The sequence below is a fragment of the Pseudomonas sp. MMS21 TM103 genome (assembly GCF_022132145.1).
Lineage (GTDB): Bacteria > Pseudomonadota > Gammaproteobacteria > Pseudomonadales > Pseudomonadaceae > Aquipseudomonas.
Genome location: NZ_JAJISP010000001.1, coordinates 699,606 through 715,623 on the forward strand (window position 1 = coordinate 699,606; position 16,018 = coordinate 715,623).

Annotated in this window: 17 protein-coding genes; 15 read left to right on the plus strand and 2 right to left on the minus strand. The window is 66.3% G+C overall.

Features of this window, described 5'->3' with window-relative positions:
• From LJY18_RS03200 to LJY18_RS03265, 15 genes are all read left to right on the plus strand, one after another.
• Positions 1-735 (plus strand): glycosyltransferase family 2 protein, encoded by a 735-nt coding sequence (locus LJY18_RS03200; protein ID WP_238040347.1) that lies wholly within the window; start codon positions 1-3, stop codon positions 733-735.
• A complete protein-coding gene (locus LJY18_RS03205) occupies positions 732-1,676 on the plus strand; it encodes an LpxL/LpxP family acyltransferase (RefSeq protein WP_238040348.1) in 945 nt (314 codons plus the stop codon). Before LJY18_RS03200 ends, LJY18_RS03205 begins: the two co-directional genes overlap by 4 nt.
• A complete protein-coding gene (locus tag LJY18_RS03210) occupies positions 1,657-3,198 on the plus strand; it encodes an HAL/PAL/TAL family ammonia-lyase (protein ID WP_238040349.1) in 1,542 nt (513 codons plus the stop codon). Before LJY18_RS03205 ends, LJY18_RS03210 begins: the two co-directional genes overlap by 20 nt.
• The gene (locus tag LJY18_RS03215) at positions 3,191-3,616 is read left to right on the plus strand and encodes an acyl-CoA thioesterase (RefSeq protein WP_238040350.1); all 426 of its coding nucleotides are present in this window, start codon (positions 3,191-3,193) and stop codon (positions 3,614-3,616) included. Before LJY18_RS03210 ends, LJY18_RS03215 begins: the two co-directional genes overlap by 8 nt.
• Positions 3,613-4,236 (plus strand): outer membrane lipoprotein carrier protein LolA, encoded by a 624-nt coding sequence (locus LJY18_RS03220; RefSeq protein ID WP_238040351.1) that lies wholly within the window; start codon positions 3,613-3,615, stop codon positions 4,234-4,236. Before LJY18_RS03215 ends, LJY18_RS03220 begins: the two co-directional genes overlap by 4 nt.
• A complete protein-coding gene (locus tag LJY18_RS03225; protein WP_238040352.1) occupies positions 4,226-6,592 on the plus strand; it encodes an MMPL family transporter in 2,367 nt (788 codons plus the stop codon). Before LJY18_RS03220 ends, LJY18_RS03225 begins: the two co-directional genes overlap by 11 nt.
• Entirely contained in the window at positions 6,589-7,833 is a 1,245-nt protein-coding gene (locus LJY18_RS03230) for an NAD(P)/FAD-dependent oxidoreductase (RefSeq protein ID WP_238040353.1), read from the plus strand. The genes LJY18_RS03225 and LJY18_RS03230 overlap by 4 nt, the downstream gene beginning before the upstream one ends.
• Positions 7,834-7,844: 11 nt before the next feature.
• Positions 7,845-8,573 carry a class I SAM-dependent methyltransferase gene (locus tag LJY18_RS03235; protein ID WP_238040354.1) on the plus strand — a complete coding sequence of 243 codons (729 nt, stop codon included), beginning with the start codon at positions 7,845-7,847 and terminating at the stop codon, positions 8,571-8,573.
• The gene (locus LJY18_RS03240; RefSeq protein WP_238040355.1) at positions 8,570-9,067 is read left to right on the plus strand and encodes a hypothetical protein; all 498 of its coding nucleotides are present in this window, start codon (positions 8,570-8,572) and stop codon (positions 9,065-9,067) included. Before LJY18_RS03235 ends, LJY18_RS03240 begins: the two co-directional genes overlap by 4 nt.
• Positions 9,067-10,281, plus strand: coding sequence for a beta-ketoacyl-[acyl-carrier-protein] synthase family protein (locus tag LJY18_RS03245; RefSeq protein WP_238040356.1), 1,215 nt, complete (start codon positions 9,067-9,069; stop codon positions 10,279-10,281). The genes LJY18_RS03240 and LJY18_RS03245 overlap by 1 nt, the downstream gene beginning before the upstream one ends.
• The gene (locus LJY18_RS03250) at positions 10,278-10,742 is read left to right on the plus strand and encodes a hotdog family protein (RefSeq protein ID WP_238040357.1); all 465 of its coding nucleotides are present in this window, start codon (positions 10,278-10,280) and stop codon (positions 10,740-10,742) included. The genes LJY18_RS03245 and LJY18_RS03250 overlap by 4 nt, the downstream gene beginning before the upstream one ends.
• A gap of 66 nt (positions 10,743-10,808) precedes the next feature.
• Complete coding sequence (gene fabG, locus LJY18_RS03255) at positions 10,809-11,537, plus strand: 3-oxoacyl-ACP reductase FabG (RefSeq protein ID WP_238040358.1); 729 nt, start codon at positions 10,809-10,811, stop codon at positions 11,535-11,537.
• The gene (locus tag LJY18_RS03260) at positions 11,537-12,769 is read left to right on the plus strand and encodes a beta-ketoacyl-ACP synthase (RefSeq protein WP_238040359.1); all 1,233 of its coding nucleotides are present in this window, start codon (positions 11,537-11,539) and stop codon (positions 12,767-12,769) included. Before fabG ends, LJY18_RS03260 begins: the two co-directional genes overlap by 1 nt.
• Before the next feature lie 41 nt (positions 12,770-12,810).
• A complete protein-coding gene (locus LJY18_RS22465; protein ID WP_269137661.1) occupies positions 12,811-12,933 on the plus strand; it encodes a hypothetical protein in 123 nt (40 codons plus the stop codon).
• Positions 12,923-13,252 carry a c-type cytochrome gene (locus LJY18_RS03265; protein ID WP_238040360.1) on the plus strand — a complete coding sequence of 110 codons (330 nt, stop codon included), beginning with the start codon at positions 12,923-12,925 and terminating at the stop codon, positions 13,250-13,252. Before LJY18_RS22465 ends, LJY18_RS03265 begins: the two co-directional genes overlap by 11 nt.
• A 58-nt stretch (positions 13,253-13,310) precedes the next feature.
• On the opposite strand, the gene hemE is transcribed toward LJY18_RS03265, so the two are convergent.
• Together hemE and LJY18_RS03275 are read right to left on the minus strand one after the other, a co-directional pair.
• Positions 13,311-14,381 carry a uroporphyrinogen decarboxylase gene (hemE, locus tag LJY18_RS03270; RefSeq protein ID WP_238040361.1) on the minus strand — a complete coding sequence of 357 codons (1,071 nt, stop codon included), beginning with the start codon at positions 14,379-14,381 and terminating at the stop codon, positions 13,311-13,313.
• 144 nt (positions 14,382-14,525) lie between these two features.
• On the minus strand, positions 14,526-15,944 hold the full coding sequence (locus LJY18_RS03275) for an FAD-dependent oxidoreductase (protein ID WP_238040362.1): 1,419 nt from the start codon (positions 15,942-15,944) through the stop codon (positions 14,526-14,528).
• Between the last annotated feature and the right edge of the window lie 74 nt (positions 15,945-16,018).

A 16,018-nucleotide genomic window follows, 5' to 3' on the forward strand; every position in this document is an offset into this window, starting at 1 on the left:
ATGCATAAGCCCTGCGCGGTAATTCCGGTATACAACCACGAACACGCCCTGCCGGCGGTAGTGCAGGCACTGCGTGGCGCCGGGTTGCCCTGCGTGCTGATCGACGACGCCTCCAGCCCGGCCTGCGCCGCGATCATCGATCGCCTGGCCACGCAGGCGGACGTCTACCTGCTGCGCCTGCCCGTCAACCAGGGCAAGGGCGGCGCCGTGATGGCCGGTCTGCGTGAAGCGGCGCGACGGGGCTTCAGCCACGCCCTGCAGGTGGATGCCGACGGCCAGCACGACCTGAGCGGACTGGCGATCTTCCTCGACGCCTCGCAGGCCGAGCCGCAGACCCTGATCTGTGGCTACCCGCACTACGATGCCAGCGTGCCGAAAGGCCGCCTCTACGCGCGCTACCTGACCCATGTCTGGGTGTGGATCAACTGCCTGTCGCTGAGTATTCGCGACTCGATGTGCGGCTTTCGCATCTACCCGTTGCCCGCCACCCTGGCGCTGCTCGACGCGGTGGCCATCGGCCGGCGCATGGACTTCGACACCGAGATCCTGGTTCGCCTGTTCTGGCGCGGCCAGCCAATGCGCTGGCTGCCGGTGCGAGTGAACTACCCGACTGATGGCCTCTCGCATTTTCGCCTGTGGCACGACAACGTGCTGATCTCGAAGATGCACGCCAAACTGTTCTGCGGCATGCTGCTGCGCGCCCCGCAGCTGCTCTGGCGGCGGTGGCGTGCATGAGCGCGCAGCCAAACAGCCAGCACTGGGCCGCGCAGCAAGAGCGCGGCAGCTTCCTGCTGATGAAGTTCATCGCCCTGGCCGCGCGCCTGCTCGGTCGCCGCGCACTCAGCCCGCTGCTCTATGTGATTGTCCTGTACTTCTTCCTGCTCGGCGGCAAGGCCCGGCGCAGCATCTGGCACTACCAGCGCAACCTGGCCAACTGGAGCGGGCGCAGCGAACTGCAGCCCAGCCGCCACTCGGTATTCCGTCAATTCATGGCCTTCGCCGACTCCCTGCTGGACAAACTGGACGTCTGGAACGACAGGCTTGGCCTGCGGGACATCGACCTGGTTGACCGCCATGACCTGCACCAGCAGATGCAGGGCGCACGCGGACAGATGCTGATCGGCGCCCACCTGGGTAACCTGGAAGTCTGTCGCGCCCTGGCCGAACTGAACAATAAAGTGCGCATGAACGTACTGGTGCACACCAAGCATGCCAAGCAGTTCAACCGCCTGCTCGGTGAAGCCGGGGCCAGCAACCTGCGCCTGATTCAGGTCAGCGAACTGGACCCGGCGATCATGCTGCAACTGTCCGAACGCCTGGAGCGCGGCGAGTGGCTGGCCATTGCCGGCGACCGCGTGCCGCTGCACGGCGCCCGGAGCGTCACGGTGGACTTTCTCGGCCAGAGCGCCGCCTTCCCTCAGGGGCCTTGGTTGCTCGCCGGCTTGCTGCGCTGCCCACTCAACCTGATGAGTTGCCTGAAGATCGACGGCCGCTACCAGGTGCTGCTCGAACCCCTCGCCGACCGCGTGCAGTGGAAGCGCGGCGAACGCGACGCCGTGATCCACACCTGGGTCCAACGCTACGCGCAGCGCCTCGGCCAACTCTGCCTGGATGCCCCGCACCAATGGTTCAACTTCTACCCGTTCTGGAAGCAAGATGACGACATACCTGGCTGAACCCGTGGTGTTCGGCGAACAACCGCTGAGTATCGAGAACATCAACGTCCTGTCCCAGCGCCGCGCCCAGGTGCTGTTGCAGGACGATGCCGCCTACCGCGAGATGATCGCCAAGGGTCCGCGCTTCCTCGACACCCTGCTGGACAAGGAAGGCGTGATCTACGGCGTCACCACCGGCTACGGCGATTCCTGCGTGGTGGCCGTGCCGCTGCACCAGGTCGAGGCGCTGCCACGCCACCTCTACACCTTCCACGGCTGCGGCCTCGGCCAACTGCTCGACGAAGCGAGTACCCGTGCAGTCCTGGCCGCGCGCTTGCAGTCGCTGTGCCAGGGCGTATCCGGGGTGCGCGTGGAGCTGCTGGAACGCCTGCGGGCCTTTCTCGAGCATGACGTGCTGCCGCTGATCCCCGAGGAAGGCTCGGTCGGCGCCAGCGGCGACCTGACCCCGCTGTCCTACGTGGCCGCCACCCTCAGCGGCGAGCGCGAGGTGCTGTTCAAGGGTGAACGCCGCAGCGCCGCCGAGGTCCACGCCGAACTGGGCTGGACGCCGCTGGTATTACGCCCCAAGGAAGCCCTGGCCCTGATGAATGGCACGGCGGTGATGACCGCCCTGGCGTGCCTGGCCTTTTCCCGCGCCGAGTACCTGCTCAAGCTGGCCACGCGCATCACCGCGCTCAACGTGGTGGCACTGGAAGGCAACCCGGAGCACTTCGACGAACGCCTGTTCGCCGCCAAGCCGCACCCGGGACAGATGCAAGTCGCCGCCTGGCTGCGCCAGGACCTGGCCATCGACGCGCCGACCGCGCCGCTGCACCGCCTGCAGGACCGCTACTCGCTGCGCTGCGCACCGCATGTGCTCGGGGTCATGGCCGATAGCCTGGGCCTGCTGCGGCAGTTCATCGAAACCGAACTGAACAGTGCCAACGACAACCCGCTGATCGACGCCGAGGCCGAACGCGTACTGCACGGCGGCCACTTCTACGGCGGCCATATCGCCTTCGCCATGGACAGCCTGAAGAACCTGGTGGGCAACGTCGCCGACCTGCTCGACCGGCAGCTCGCCCTGCTGGTCGACAGCCGCTACAACCACGGCCTGCCGAGCAACCTGTCCGGCGCGCCAGCCGTCACCGCGATGATCAACCACGGCTTCAAGGCCGTGCAGATCGGCGCCAGCGCCTGGACCGCCGAGGCGCTGAAGAACACCATGCCGGCCAGCGTGTTCTCGCGTTCCACCGAGTGCCACAACCAGGACAAGGTGAGCATGGGCACCATCGCCGCGCGCGACGCCCTGCGCAGCCTGGAGCTCACCGAACAGGTCGCCGCCGCCACCCTGCTGGCCGCCAACCAGGGCGTGTGGCTGCGCCTGCGCGACGGCAAGAGCGACCTCCCCGCACCCGTGGCGGCCATGCACGAGCAACTGGCCACGGACTTCGCCCCGGTGATCGAAGACCGCGCCCTGGAAGGCGAACTGCGCCTGTGCCTCGAGCGCATCCGCAGCCAGCACTGGAGGTTGTATGCGTAGCCAAGGCGTCTTGCAGGCCGAGATCGAGATGGTCGTGCCCTTCTTCGACGTCGATTCGATGGAGGTGGTCTGGCACGGCCACTACGTCAAATATTTCGAAGTGGCGCGCTGCGCCCTGCTCGACAAACTCGGCCACAACTACACGCACATGCTTGCGGCGGGCTATGCCTGGCCGATCATCGACTTGCAGGTACGCTATATCCGCGGCGCCCGGTTCGGCCAGAAGATCATCGTGCGCGCCGACCTGATCGAGTGGGAGAACCGTCTGAAGCTCCACTACCTGATCTCGGACGCCGAGACCGGCGAACGCATGACCCGCGGCAGCAGCGTGCAGGTCGCGGTGCACATCGCCAGCCGCGAGATGCAGCTGGCCTCGCCCAGGGGCTTGGTCGCCGCCGTCGAGCAAGCCCTCACATGAGTCGCTGGTCAGGCTCCGCAAGGCGCGCCATCTGGGCCAGCGCCGCCGCCATCGCGCTGTTCGGCGCCAGCCTGGCACACGCCTTCGACCTCGCTCAGCTCAGTGCCCAGCTGGCCAAACCGGCGGTGGTGCGCGGCCCGTTCATCCAGGAAAAACACCTGCGCGCCCTGCCGCAGCCGCTAACCAGTCGTGGCCAATTCGTCCTGTCCAGCCAACACGGTCTGCTCTGGCAGTTGCGCAGCCCGCTGCAGCAGGACTACCGCATCGATGACCGCGGGATCGCCCGGCGCACCGCACAAGGCTGGCAGCAGCAACCCGGACAGGACGTGGCCGCGCAGCAGAGCCGGCTATTCCTCGCCGTGCTCAAGGGCGATCATGCCGGCCTGGCCGACGACTTTGAGCTGCAGTTGAGCGGCACCGCCGGGGCCTGGCAGCTCGACCTGACCCCGCGCTCGCGGCTGCTGAAGCAAATTTTCAACGTCATCCATATCCAGGGTGGCGCCTTGGTCGAATCCATCGAACTGGCGGAAACCCAGGGTGACAGCACCCTGCTGCGCCTGCCGCAGAGCCAGCCCGGCACAGCGCTGAGCGAAGCGGAGCGCCAAACCTTTGGCCCTTGAGCGCCCGGCACTGCAGCGGCTCCTGCCGCGCCTGTTCCTCGCCCTGCTGCTGGCGCTGCTCGCCCTGAGCGCCTGGCAGTGGCGCGCCGGCCCACCGCTGCAGGCGAGCATGCTCGCCCTGCTGCCGCAAGGCGCGGGCGACGAACTGGTGCAGCAGGCCGAACAGCGCATGCAGGAACCCCTGAATCGCGAGTTGCTGATTCTGGTCGGCCATGCCGAGCGCGAGCAGGCCATCGCCCTGGTGCAGAGCGTCGGCCGGCAATGGGCCGAATCGGAGCGCTTCGAGCAGGTGCAGTGGAACCTGCAGGCCGATCTCGCCACCCTGCGCCAGCAGTTGCGCACCAGCCGCCTGGCCCTGCTGCCGCGAGCAGACCGGCAACTGCTGATCGAGCAGCCCGACAGTTTTATCCAGCAACGCGTCGCCCAGCTGTTCGACACCTTCGCCGGCTTCAACCTGCTGCCCATCGAACAGGACTGGCTGGGCCTGGGCGCCCGCGCGCAACAGGCGCTCAACCCGCATCAGCGGGTCCAGACCGATCTCGGCAGCGGCGCGCTGCTGGTCGAAGACCGGGGCCTGACCTGGGCGCTGCTGCGCGCGCGCATCCGCGGCGACTCATTCGACCTGCAGGCACCGCCCGCGATCGCCGCGCAGGTGGCCAGCGCGCGTACGCTGGTGACCGCCCAGGGTGGCCAGCTGCTCGCCGCCAGCGGCCTGCTCTATGCCGCCGCCGGCCAGGCCAAGGCGAGCCGGGAAATCACCTGGATCGGTGGCGCCGCGACCCTCGGCATCCTCCTGCTGTTGCTGCTCAGCTACCGCCGCCTGCGCGTGCTGGTCAGCCTGCTGCCGATCGGCGTGGCGCTGCTGGCCGGCTGCGCCGCCTGCGTGCTGGTGTTCGGCCAGATCAATGCACTGACCCTGGTGCTCGGCGCCAGCCTGATAGGGGTGGCCGCCGACTATCCGCAACACTATCTGAGTAAAAGCTGGGGCAGCGTGCGCGACCAGGGCAACTGGCGCAGCTGGCCCGTCCTGGCTGCCACCCTGCCTGGCCTCAGCCTGAGCCTGGGCACCAACCTGATCGGCTACCTGGCGCTGGGCTTCACCCCGTTCCCGGTGCTGACCCAGATCGCCGTGTTCTCCGCCGCCGGGCTGATCGCCGCCTACCTGTGTGCGGTGTGCCTGCTGCCGGCCTGGCTCGACGGCCTGCAACTGCATCCCGCGCCCGGGCTGCTGCGCTTTAGCGCACAGCTGCTCGACGCGCGCGCGCGCCTGCTCGCCCGTACCGGCAACTGGAAACTGCTCGCGTTGCTCGTGCTGTTCTGCGCCGCCGGCCTGCTGCAGCTGCAGACGCAGAACGATCTGCGCCAGTGGCTGGGCGCAGAACCGCAGCTGCTCGACGACGCCCAGCGGATCGCCGAGCTGACCGGGCAACAGCCCACCAGCCAGTTCTTCCTGGTGCGCGCCGCCGATGAGCAACAGCTCCTCCAGCGCCAGGCAGCCCTGAGCGCGCAGCTGGATGGCGCCGTGGCCGACGGCACGCTGCTCGGTTACCGCGCCCTCAGTCAACTGGCCGCCCCGGCCACCCAGTTGCAGCCACTGCGCGAGGCGCTGCAAGGCTTGCCGCAACACTGGCAGCCGCTGCTGGCGGCCGGCATTCCCGAGGCGGCCCTGCACAAGGAGCTCGCGCAACTGCTGAACAGCGACCAACCGCGTCTCGAACAAGCCCTCGCCGGCCCGCTCGGCGAAGCCTGGCGACCGCTCTGGCTCGGCCACAGTGCCGGTGGTGTGGCTGGCATTGTGAGCCTGCAAGGCCTCAACGATACGGCCGCGCTGCACGGCATCGGCAGCGGGCTCGACGGCGTGCAACTGGTGGACCGGCTCGGCGAACTGAACAGCCTGTTCGGGGCCACGCAACTGAGCGCGGCGCAGCTCAAGCTGCTGTCCTGTGCGGCGATTGTGCTGTTGCTGTGCCTGCCGTTCGGTTTCCGCGGCGCCCTGCGGATCGTCTGCCTACCCTTGCTCGCCGCCCTGACGGCACTGGCCTGCCTCGGCTGGCTGGGCCAACCGCTGACCCTGTTCAGCCTGTTCGGCCTGCTGTTGATCAGCGCCATCGGCGTCGACTACGCGATCCTGATGCGCGAAAACATCGGCGGTCAGGCGGTGAGCCTGCTCGGCACCCTGCTCGCGGGCCTGACCAGCTGGCTGTCCTTCGGCCTGCTGCTGCTCAGCCAGACCCCGGCCATCGCCAACTTCGGCCTGGCCATCAGCCTCGGTCTGTTTTTCTGCTTCCTGCTGTCTCCTTGGGCCACCCCCACTCGCACCACCACCGTCGATCACGAGGCACGCCGCCCCCTATGAAGTCACTTGAAGTCGAAAAACGCCAGGTCGTGGTCATCGGCGCCGGGCCCTCTGGCGCCATCGCCAGTGCCCTGCTCAAGCGCAACGGCCATGACGTGCTGGTGCTTGAGCGCCAGCGCTTCCCGCGCTTCTCGATCGGCGAGAGCCTGCTGTCGCACTGCCTGGACTTCCTCGAGGAGGCCGGGATGCTCGAGGCGGTGCAGGCGGCCGGCTTCCAGATCAAGCATGGCGCGGCCTTCGCCTGGGGCGAGCGCTACAACGACTTCGACTTCCGCGACGGCTTCACCCCGGGCAAGAGCTCGACCTATCAGGTGCAGCGCGCCGATTTCGACAAGCTGCTGGCCGATCAGGCCGAGCTACAGGGCGTGGAGATCCGCTACGAGGAAGAAATAGTCGCGGCCGACTTCAGCGGCGCCTGCCCGCGCCTGTCGGTACGGCGCCTGGCCGACGGCCACGTCTATCCGCTCGACTGTGCCTTCGTCCTCGATGCCAGCGGTTATGGCCGCGTGCTGCCACGCCTGCTCGACCTCGACATCCCCTCGAGCTTCCCGGTGCGTCAGGCGCTGTTCACCCATGTCGAGGACCGCAGCGCCGACAGCGGCTTCGACCGCGAGAAGATCCTCATCACCACCCATCCCGACCTGCAGGATGTGTGGTACTGGACCATCCCCTTCAGCAACGGCCGCTGCTCGGTCGGGGTGGTCGCCGCTGCCACCCGCTATGCCGGTCGGCCAGACGATCTGGATGCCTGTCTCAAGCAATTCGTTGCAGAAACCCCCAGCCTCAACCGCATACTGGCCAACGCCGTATGGGATACCCCGACCCGGGCCCTCGGCGGCTACTCGGCCAACGTCAAACGCCTGCACGGGCCGGGCTTCGCCCTGCTCGGCAACGCTGCGGAATTCCTCGACCCCGTGTTCTCCTCCGGGGTGACCATCGCCATGCGCTCGGCGAGCATGGCCGCCGGCCTGCTGCACCGCCAGTTGAGCGGCGAGGCGGTGGACTGGGAAGCAGACTTTGCCGTCCCGCTCAAGCGCGGCATCGACACCTTCCGGGTCTACGTCGAGGGCTGGTACGACGGCTCCTTCCAGGATGTGATTCATTTCCCGCATGCGACGGTGGAAATCCGCCGCATGATCAGTTCGATCCTCGCCGGCTATGCCTGGGACATGAAAAACCCCTACGTCGCCGAGCCCAAACGCCGCCTGCGCGTACTCGCCGAACTCTGTGCCAGCAACTGATAAGGACATCGATGAACAACCCCGCCAGTCATTACGTTGAAGAAACCGCTTTCGGTTTCTGGTTCCTGCAGAGCCGTGTCTGGGAGCAGCACGTATTGCGCGTGGCGGTCGCTGACCTCAAGGGTCTGATCGACGCGCCGCTGCCCAGCGCTGCGGTGCTGCTGGATGCCGGCTGCGGCCAAGGCAAATCGTTCCGCCTGCTGCAGGAAGCGTTCGCCCCCGCGCAGCTGATCGGCCTGGATGCCGACCCGCACAGCCTCGCGTGCTCGGCCCGAGAAGCCGAACGCCAGGGCCTGTCCGTGCGCCTGATCGCCAGCGACTGCGCGGCGATCCAGCTGGACGATGCCAGCGTCGACCTGCTGTTTTGCCACCAGACCTTTCACCACCTGGTCGAGCAGCAACAAGCCCTCGCCGAATTCTGGCGCGTACTCAAGCCCGGCGGCCTGCTGCTGTTCGCCGAGTCGACCAGGTTCTATATCGATACCTGGGTGATCCGCTGGCTGTTCCGCCATCCGATGCAGGTGCAAAAAAGCGCCGAGCAATACCTCGATATGCTGCGCGACCAGGGCTTCGTGTTTGCCGAGCGCAACGTCTCTTACCCCTACCTGTGGTGGAGCCGCGCCAAGGATTTCGGCCTGCTCGAGCGCTGGGGCCTGCGCCGGCCCAAACCGCCCGGCCAGCGTGACGAAACCCTGGTCAACCTGGCTGCCCGCAAGCCACTGGAGCAACCCCGGCCATGAAGCGTCTACTACTCAGTATCTGCCTGCTACTGACAGCTTGCGCGACGCGCACGCCGTTGCCATTGATCCCGCCAATACTCGCCACGCCACTGCCGGCGACCCTGCAAATCCAGCGCGAGCAGGCCGGCGAGCAACAGTTCTGGTGGTTGGTGGTGCAGGCCGAGGGATCCGCCCTGCGTTGGTCGCTGATCGATCCGCTCGGCGTGCCCCTGGCGCGCCAACTGCTCCAGGACGGCACCTGGCGAGCCGACGGCCTGCTACCGCCACATGGCGAAGCACTCGAGCTGTTCGCCGCCCTGCTGTTCGCCCTGACCCCGACCGATGCCCTGGCCAGCAGCTTCGCGCCCGCGACCTGGCAAACGCTTGCCGATGGTCAGCGCCGGCTTACCCCCGACTGGCTAATCAGCTACCGTTCGCCCCTGGATTTCACCCTGAACAACGCGCACGACCTGAGTTATCGGGTCCACGTGCTCTCCGACCAAGAGATTCCCTGATGCCCGGCTACCTCAACGCCCTCGGGCTGATCTGCGCCCTCGGCCAGGGCAAGCAGGCTGTCGCCGATGCCTTGTTCGCCGGCGACAGCAGCGGCATGCGCGCGCAGGGCGGCTGGGTGAGCGACCGCGACCTGACGGTCGGCGCGGTGCATACCGAGCTACCGCCGATGCCGGACGGCATGCAGGCCTCGTTCAGCCGCAACAATCAGTTGCTGCTGGCCGCCGCGCTGCAGATCGAGCCGCAAATCCGCGCCGCCATCGCCGAGCACGGCGCCGCACGCGTCGGCGTGGTGCTCGGCACCAGCACCTCGGGCATTCACGAGGCCAGCCAGGGCATTGCCGAATTCGTCCACGACGGCGCGCTGCCGGCGGACTACTGCTATGCCCAGCAGGAAATCGCCGCCCCGGCCATCTTTCTCGCCGAGTGGCTCGGCTTGAGCGGCCCGGCCTACTGCCTGTCGACCGCCTGTACCTCCAGCGCCCGCGCCCTGCTCAGCGCCCAGCGCCTGCTGCAGCAGGGGCTGTGCGATGCCGTGCTCTGCGGCGGGGTGGACAGCTTGTGCCGCCTGACCCTCAACGGTTTCAGCGCTCTGGAAGCGGTGGCGGCCGAACGCTGCAACCCGTTCTCGGTGAATCGCCGGGGCATCAATATCGGCGAAGCGGCAGCGTTGTTTGTCATGACCCGAACGCCGCTGATCCACGGCGAGGCGGCAACTGCAGACGCGCCGATTGCCCTGCTCGGTGGCGGTGCCAGCTCGGATGCCTACCACATCTCCGCGCCCGAGCCCCAGGGCCTCGGCGCCCAGCAGGCGATGCGCAAAGCCCTGGCCGCTGCTGGCGTAACCGCCGAGGAAATCGACTACTTGAACCTGCACGGCACCGCCACCCAGCACAACGACGCGATGGAAAGCCTGGCGGTGCAGGCCGTGTTCCCCCAAGGCGTGCCCTGCTCCTCGACCAAGCCGCTAAGCGGCCACACCCTGGGCGCCGCCGGCGCGCTGGAGGCGGCGTTCTGCTGGCTGGCCCTGAGCCCCTACAACCGCGACCAACGCCTGCCGCCCCATCTGTGGGACGGCCAGAACGATCCGCAACTGCCGCGCCTGCAGCTGGTCGACATGCAGACCCCGCTCGCCAGACGCCCGCAGCGGCTGATGAGTAACTCGTTTGCCTTTGGCGGCAGCAACCTGTCGCTGATCCTCGGAGCCCTGCCATGAGCCTGTGGCCCATCGCCGAATTACTGCCGCATGCCGGCGACATGATCCTGCTCGACGAAGTACTGCGCTTCGCCGAAGACGATGTCGAAACCCGGCTGACCGTGCGCCCCGGCGGCCTGTTCAACCAGGACGACGGCAGCCTGCCGGCCTGGGTCGGGATCGAGCTGATGGCGCAAAGCGTGGCCGCCTACGCCGGCTGCCAGGCGCGCCAGATCGGCGTGCCGGTGGCGCTGGGTTTCCTCCTCGGCACGCGCAATTTCCAATGCAACGTCGAGCGCTTCCCCGCCGGCAGCGAACTGCACATCCAGGCCCAGCGCTCGCTGCAGGACGACAACGGCATGGGCGTATTCGAATGCCACCTGCGCGGCCCCGGCATCCATGCCCAGGCGCGCCTCAACGTCTTCTGCCCCCCGCAGGTGGCCAGCTACCTGCAAGAACAACCCGAGGAAGCCACGCCATGACCGAACCGATTCTGCTCACCGGCTCCGACGCGGCAAGTCGCCGAGCCTATATTCGGGAGACGGCACATGACTGATCCGATTCTGGTCACTGGTTCCAGCCGCGGCATCGGCCGCGCCATTGCCCTGCGCCTGGCCCAGGCCGGCTTCGATATCGTCCTGCACTGCCGGGCGCGGCGCTCTGAGGCCGAGGCGGTGCAAGCGCAGATCCAGGCGCTTGGCCGCCAGGCGCGCATCCTCCAGTTCGATGTCGCCGAGCGTGCCGCCTGCCGGGAAGTACTCGAAGCCGATGTGGAGCAGCACGGCGCTTACTACGGCGTGGTGTGCAACGCCGGCCTGACCCGCGACGGCGCCTTTCCGGCGCTGAGCGAAGACGACTGGGATCAGGTACTGCGCACCAATCTCGACGGTTTCTACAACGTCCTGCATCCGCTCACCATGCCAATGATCCGCCGGCGCCAGCCGGGCCGTATCGTCTGCATCACCTCAGTGTCCGGGCTGATCGGCAACCGCGGCCAGGTCAATTACAGCGCGTCCAAGGCCGGCGTCATAGGAGCGGCCAAGGCCCTGGCCATCGAACTGGGCAAACGCCGGATCACGGTCAACTGCGTGGCGCCGGGCCTGATCGACACCGAGATGCTCGACGACAACCTGCCGCTGGCGGACATCCTCAAGATGATCCCCGCAGCGCGCATGGGTACCCCGGAAGAAGTAGCCGGGGCGGTGAATTTTCTGATGTCCGAGGAGGCGGCCTACATTACCCGTCAGGTCCTCTCGGTAAATGGTGGGTTGTGTTGATGAAACGAGTCGTAGTCACCGGCATGGCCGGCATCACCTCGCTGGGCAGCGATTGGGCGAGCATCGAAGCGAACTTTCGGGCCGGCAAGAGCGGCATCCGCTATATGCACGAGTGGGATCGCTTCACTGAACTGAACACCCGCCTCGGCGGGCCGATCGATGACTTTGCGGTGCCCAAACACTGGACCCGCAAGCAGCTGCGCAGCATGGGCCGGGTGGCCAAGCTGGCGGTCCGGGCGGCCGAGCAGGCGCTGGACGATGCCGGCCTGCTCGGCGACGAGTCGATCAAGGATGGCCGCATGGGCGTGGCCTGCGGCTCCTCCACCGGCAGCACCGAGGAGATCAAGGCCTTCGGCAACATGCTGCTCAACTCGGTGGCCGATGGCCTCAACGCCAACTCCTATGTGCGCATGATGCCGCACACCACGGCGGCCAATATCAGCATCTTCTTCGGTCTCAAGGGCCGCCTGATCCCGACGTCCAGTGCCTGCACCAGTGGCAGCCAGGGCATCGGTTATGCCTATGAGGCGATCAAGTTCGGCCGCTTGCCGCTGATGCTCGCCGGTGGCGCCGAGGAACTCTGCCCGACCGAAGCCATGGTGTTCGACGCGCTCTACGCCACCAGCCTGAAGAACGACACCCCGCAGCGCTCGCCGCGCCCCTACGACAGCGCGCGCGACGGCCTGGTGATCGGCGAAGGCGCCGGCATGCTGGTGCTGGAAGAACTGCAGCACGCCCTGGCGCGTGGTGCCCACATCCACGCCGAGATCGTTGGCTTCGGCAGCAATGCCGACGGCCAGCACGCCACCAAGCCGGAGCTGGTGACCATGCGTGGCGCCATGCAGCTGGCCCTGGCAGACGCCAACCTGGAGCCCGCCGCGATCGGCTACGTCAATGGCCACGGTACCGCTACCGAGCAGGGCGATATTGCCGAGTCCCTGGCCACCAGCAGCCTGTTCGGCGCCCAGATGCCGATCAGCTCGCAGAAGAGCTTCCTCGGCCATACCCTCGGCGCCTGTGGTGCGCTGGAATCCTGGTTCAGCATCGAGATGATGAACTCGGACAGCTACGTGCCTACCCTCAACCTCGACGATATCGACCCGGCCTGCGGTGAGCTGGACTACCTGCGCGGCGAATTCCGCTCGATGAGCAACCAGTACGTGATGAACAACAATTTCGCCTTCGGTGGGGTCAACACCTCGCTGATCTTCCGCCGCTGGCCGCGCAGCTAGCGCATCCCCTACCGGACGCACGGGACACCGACAACAATGCCGTGGTCGAGATTGTCAGCTACTACAAACGCTGCGAGTTCCGCGACCCGCAGCACTATGAATGCCACGCCGGCACCTTCGTTGCGGGTGTCGCCCTGAAGGGGAAAATCGCCCATGTGGAATAAATTCGCCCGCGCCGGCTTGCTCGCCGGCCTCGGACTCCTCGCTACCGCCCCCGCCCAGGCCCAGGTCGACGGGCCCGCCCTGTACCGCCAGCACTGCGCCAAATGCCACGGTGACGACGGCCGCGCCAACAACATGCGCGGACGGCTGTTGTTCGCCCAGGACCTGGGCGACGCAAAATGGCAGGAGCACACCTCGGACGCAGAGATTCTCGCCGCCATCCGCAATGGCGCACGGATGATGTCGGGCTATGCCAGCAAGCTCAACCTCGAGCAGCAGCAGGCACTGGTACGGGCGGTGCGCGGGCTGGGTCAGCCCTAGCTCAGTTGCAGCAAGCAAAAGGCCGCTTAGAGCGGCCTTTTTTGTGCAGCGGGATCTGTCACTGGCGGTGGTACTGCGCCGACAGTTCATGCACCGCTTCGAGGAAGGCGCCGGCGTGGGCCGGGTCGACTTCAGGGGTTATGCCGTGGCCGAGGTTGAATACATGACCCGAGCCCTGGCCGTAGCTGGCGAGGATGCGCGCCACTTCGGCGCGAATGGCCGCAGGCTGGGCATAGAGCACGGTCGGATCCATATTGCCTTGCAGGGCAACCTGGCCACCGACGCGGCGACGCGCCTCACCGATGTCACAGCTCCAGTCCAGGCCGAGGGCATCGGCGCCAGTCGCCGCCATAGACTCCAGCCACATGCCGCCGTTCTTGGTGAACAGGATCACGGGCACCTTGCGCCCATCATGCTCGCGGATCAGGCCGTCGACGATCTTCTGCATATAGGCCAGGGAGAACTCCTGATAGGCCGCCGACGACAGGTTGCCGCCCCAGGTATCGAAAATCTGTACCGCCTGGGCACCGGCCAGGATCTGCCCGTTTAGGTAGCCGATGACCGACTGCGTCAGTTTGTCGAGCAGCGCATGCATGGCCTGCGGATTGTCATAGAGCATCGCCTTGGACTTGCGGAAGTCCTTCGACGAGCCGCCTTCGACCATATAGGTGGCCAGGGTCCAGGGGCTGCCGGAGAAGCCGATCAGCGGCACACGGCCGTTCAGCTCGCGGCGGATGGTGCGCACGGCGTCCATCACGTAGCCGAGGTCTTTTTCCGGGTCGGGGATCGGCAGCGCGTCGACATCGGCGGCAGTGCTGATCACTTTCTTGAAGCGCGGGCCTTCGCCCGTCTCGAAGTACAGGCCCTGGCCCATGGCATGGGGGATGGTCAGGATGTCGGAGAACAGAATGGCCGCGTCCAGTTGCGGGTAGCGATCCAGCGGCTGCAGGGTGACCTCACAAGCGAACTCGGGGTTCATCATCAGCTTCATGAAATCACCGGCCTTGGCCCGGCTGGCGCGGTACTCCGGCAGATAGCGGCCGGCCTGACGCATCATCCACACCGGGGTGACGTCGACGGGCTGCTTGAGCAGAGCACGCAGGAAACGGTCGTTCTTCAGGGCGGTCATGGCAATTCCTGAGCAATAAGTCGTCGGCATAAAAGTGCGGGCATTTTCGCAGACCGCAAAACAAAAGGCACGGCGGGTGCCGTGCCTTTTGTCCATTGCGACGATTTGCCACTACTTCACGCTAGGCGTCGCCAGTGCAGCAGCTCAGACACCGAGGTAATCGAGGATGCCTTCGGCGGCGTTACGCCCCTCGAAGATCGCCGTCACCACCAGGTCGGAACCACGCACCATGTCGCCACCGGCGAAGATCTTCGGGTTGCTGGTCTGGTGCTTGAACTGGCTCTGCTCGGGGGCAATCACACGACCCTGACTGTCGGTCGCAATGGTGAACTGCTCGAACCAGGGCGCCGGGCTCGGGCGGAAGCCGAACGCGATCAGCACGGCGTCGGCCGGGATGATTTCCTCGGACCCGGGAATCGGCTCGGGGCTGCGGCGACCACGGGCATCCGGCTCGCCGAGACGGGTTTCCACCACCTTGACGCCTTCGACCCGGTCCTCGCCCACGATGGCGATCGGCTGGCGGTTGAAGAGGAATTTAACCCCCTCTTCCTTGGCGTTCTTCACTTCCTTGCGCGAGCCCGGCATGTTCTCTTCGTCACGACGATAGGCGCAGGTCACGTTCTTGGCGCCCTGACGGATCGCGGTACGGTTGCAGTCCATGGCGGTGTCGCCGCCGCCGAGCACGACGATGCGCTTGCCTTTGGTGTCGATGAAGTCCTGGGCATTCTTCTCGAAGCCGAGGTTACGGTTGACGTTGGCAATCAGGAAATCCAGGGCGTCATACACGCCAGGCAGGTCTTCGCCGGGGAAGCCGCCCTTCATGTAGGTGTAGGTGCCCATGCCCATGAACACGGCATCGTATTCCGCGAGCAGGGCTTCCATGGTCACGTCCTTGCCGATCTCGGTGTTCAGACGGAACTCGATGCCCATGCCGGTAAAGACTTCGCGGCGATGGCTCAGCACGGTCTTTTCCAGCTTGAACTCGGGAATACCGAAGGTCAGCAGACCGCCGATTTCCGGGTTCTTGTCGAATACCACCGGGGTTACCCCGTTGCGCGCCAATACGTCGGCGCAGCCCAGGCCCGCCGGACCGGCGCCGATCACGGCGACGCGCTTGCCAGTCGGCACCACACCCGACATGTCTGGACGCCAGCCCATGGCAAATGCGGTATCGGTGATGTACTTCTCCACCGAACCGATGGTCACCGCGCCGAATCCGTCATTCAGGGTGCAAGCACCCTCGCACAGGCGATCCTGCGGGCACACGCGGCCGCAAACTTCCGGCAAGGTGTTGGTCTGGTGCGACAATTCGGCGGCGGCGAGGATGTTGCCCTCGGACACCAGTTTCAGCCAATTGGGAATGTAGTTGTGCACCGGGCACTTCCACTCGCAATAGGGGTTGCCGCAACCCAGGCAACGGTGGGCCTGTTCGCAGGCCTGAGCCGGCTTGAAGTTGTCGTAGATCTCGACAAATTCCTTCTTGCGCTGACGCAACAGCTTCTTCTTCGGGTCATTGCGCCCGACATCGATGAACTGGAAGTCGTTATTCAGACGTTCAGTCATAGCAAACCTCTTTACAGCAGCTGCAAGCTACAGCGTGCAAGCTGCAAAACTCATCATGTTAGCGGTATGCCTGG

Coding starts and splice junctions, on each gene's coding strand:
- LJY18_RS03200 (WP_238040347.1), top strand. CDS start 1: ATGCATAAGCCCTGCGCGGTAATTCCGGTATACAACCACGAACACGCC.
- LJY18_RS03205 (WP_238040348.1), top strand. CDS start 732: ATGAGCGCGCAGCCAAACAGCCAGCACTGGGCCGCGCAGCAAGAGCGC.
- LJY18_RS03210 (WP_238040349.1), top strand. CDS start 1,657: ATGACGACATACCTGGCTGAACCCGTGGTGTTCGGCGAACAACCGCTG.
- LJY18_RS03215 (WP_238040350.1), top strand. CDS start 3,191: ATGCGTAGCCAAGGCGTCTTGCAGGCCGAGATCGAGATGGTCGTGCCC.
- LJY18_RS03220 (WP_238040351.1), top strand. CDS start 3,613: ATGAGTCGCTGGTCAGGCTCCGCAAGGCGCGCCATCTGGGCCAGCGCC.
- LJY18_RS03230 (WP_238040353.1), top strand. CDS start 6,589: ATGAAGTCACTTGAAGTCGAAAAACGCCAGGTCGTGGTCATCGGCGCC.
- LJY18_RS03235 (WP_238040354.1), top strand. CDS start 7,845: ATGAACAACCCCGCCAGTCATTACGTTGAAGAAACCGCTTTCGGTTTC.
- LJY18_RS03240 (WP_238040355.1), top strand. CDS start 8,570: ATGAAGCGTCTACTACTCAGTATCTGCCTGCTACTGACAGCTTGCGCG.
- LJY18_RS03245 (WP_238040356.1), top strand. CDS start 9,067: ATGCCCGGCTACCTCAACGCCCTCGGGCTGATCTGCGCCCTCGGCCAG.
- LJY18_RS03250 (WP_238040357.1), top strand. CDS start 10,278: ATGAGCCTGTGGCCCATCGCCGAATTACTGCCGCATGCCGGCGACATG.
- fabG (WP_238040358.1), top strand. CDS start 10,809: ATGACTGATCCGATTCTGGTCACTGGTTCCAGCCGCGGCATCGGCCGC.
- LJY18_RS03260 (WP_238040359.1), top strand. CDS start 11,537: ATGAAACGAGTCGTAGTCACCGGCATGGCCGGCATCACCTCGCTGGGC.
- LJY18_RS03265 (WP_238040360.1), top strand. CDS start 12,923: ATGTGGAATAAATTCGCCCGCGCCGGCTTGCTCGCCGGCCTCGGACTC.
- hemE (WP_238040361.1), bottom strand. CDS start 14,381: ATGACCGCCCTGAAGAACGACCGTTTCCTGCGTGCTCTGCTCAAGCAG.
- LJY18_RS03275 (WP_238040362.1), bottom strand. CDS start 15,944: ATGACTGAACGTCTGAATAACGACTTCCAGTTCATCGATGTCGGGCGC.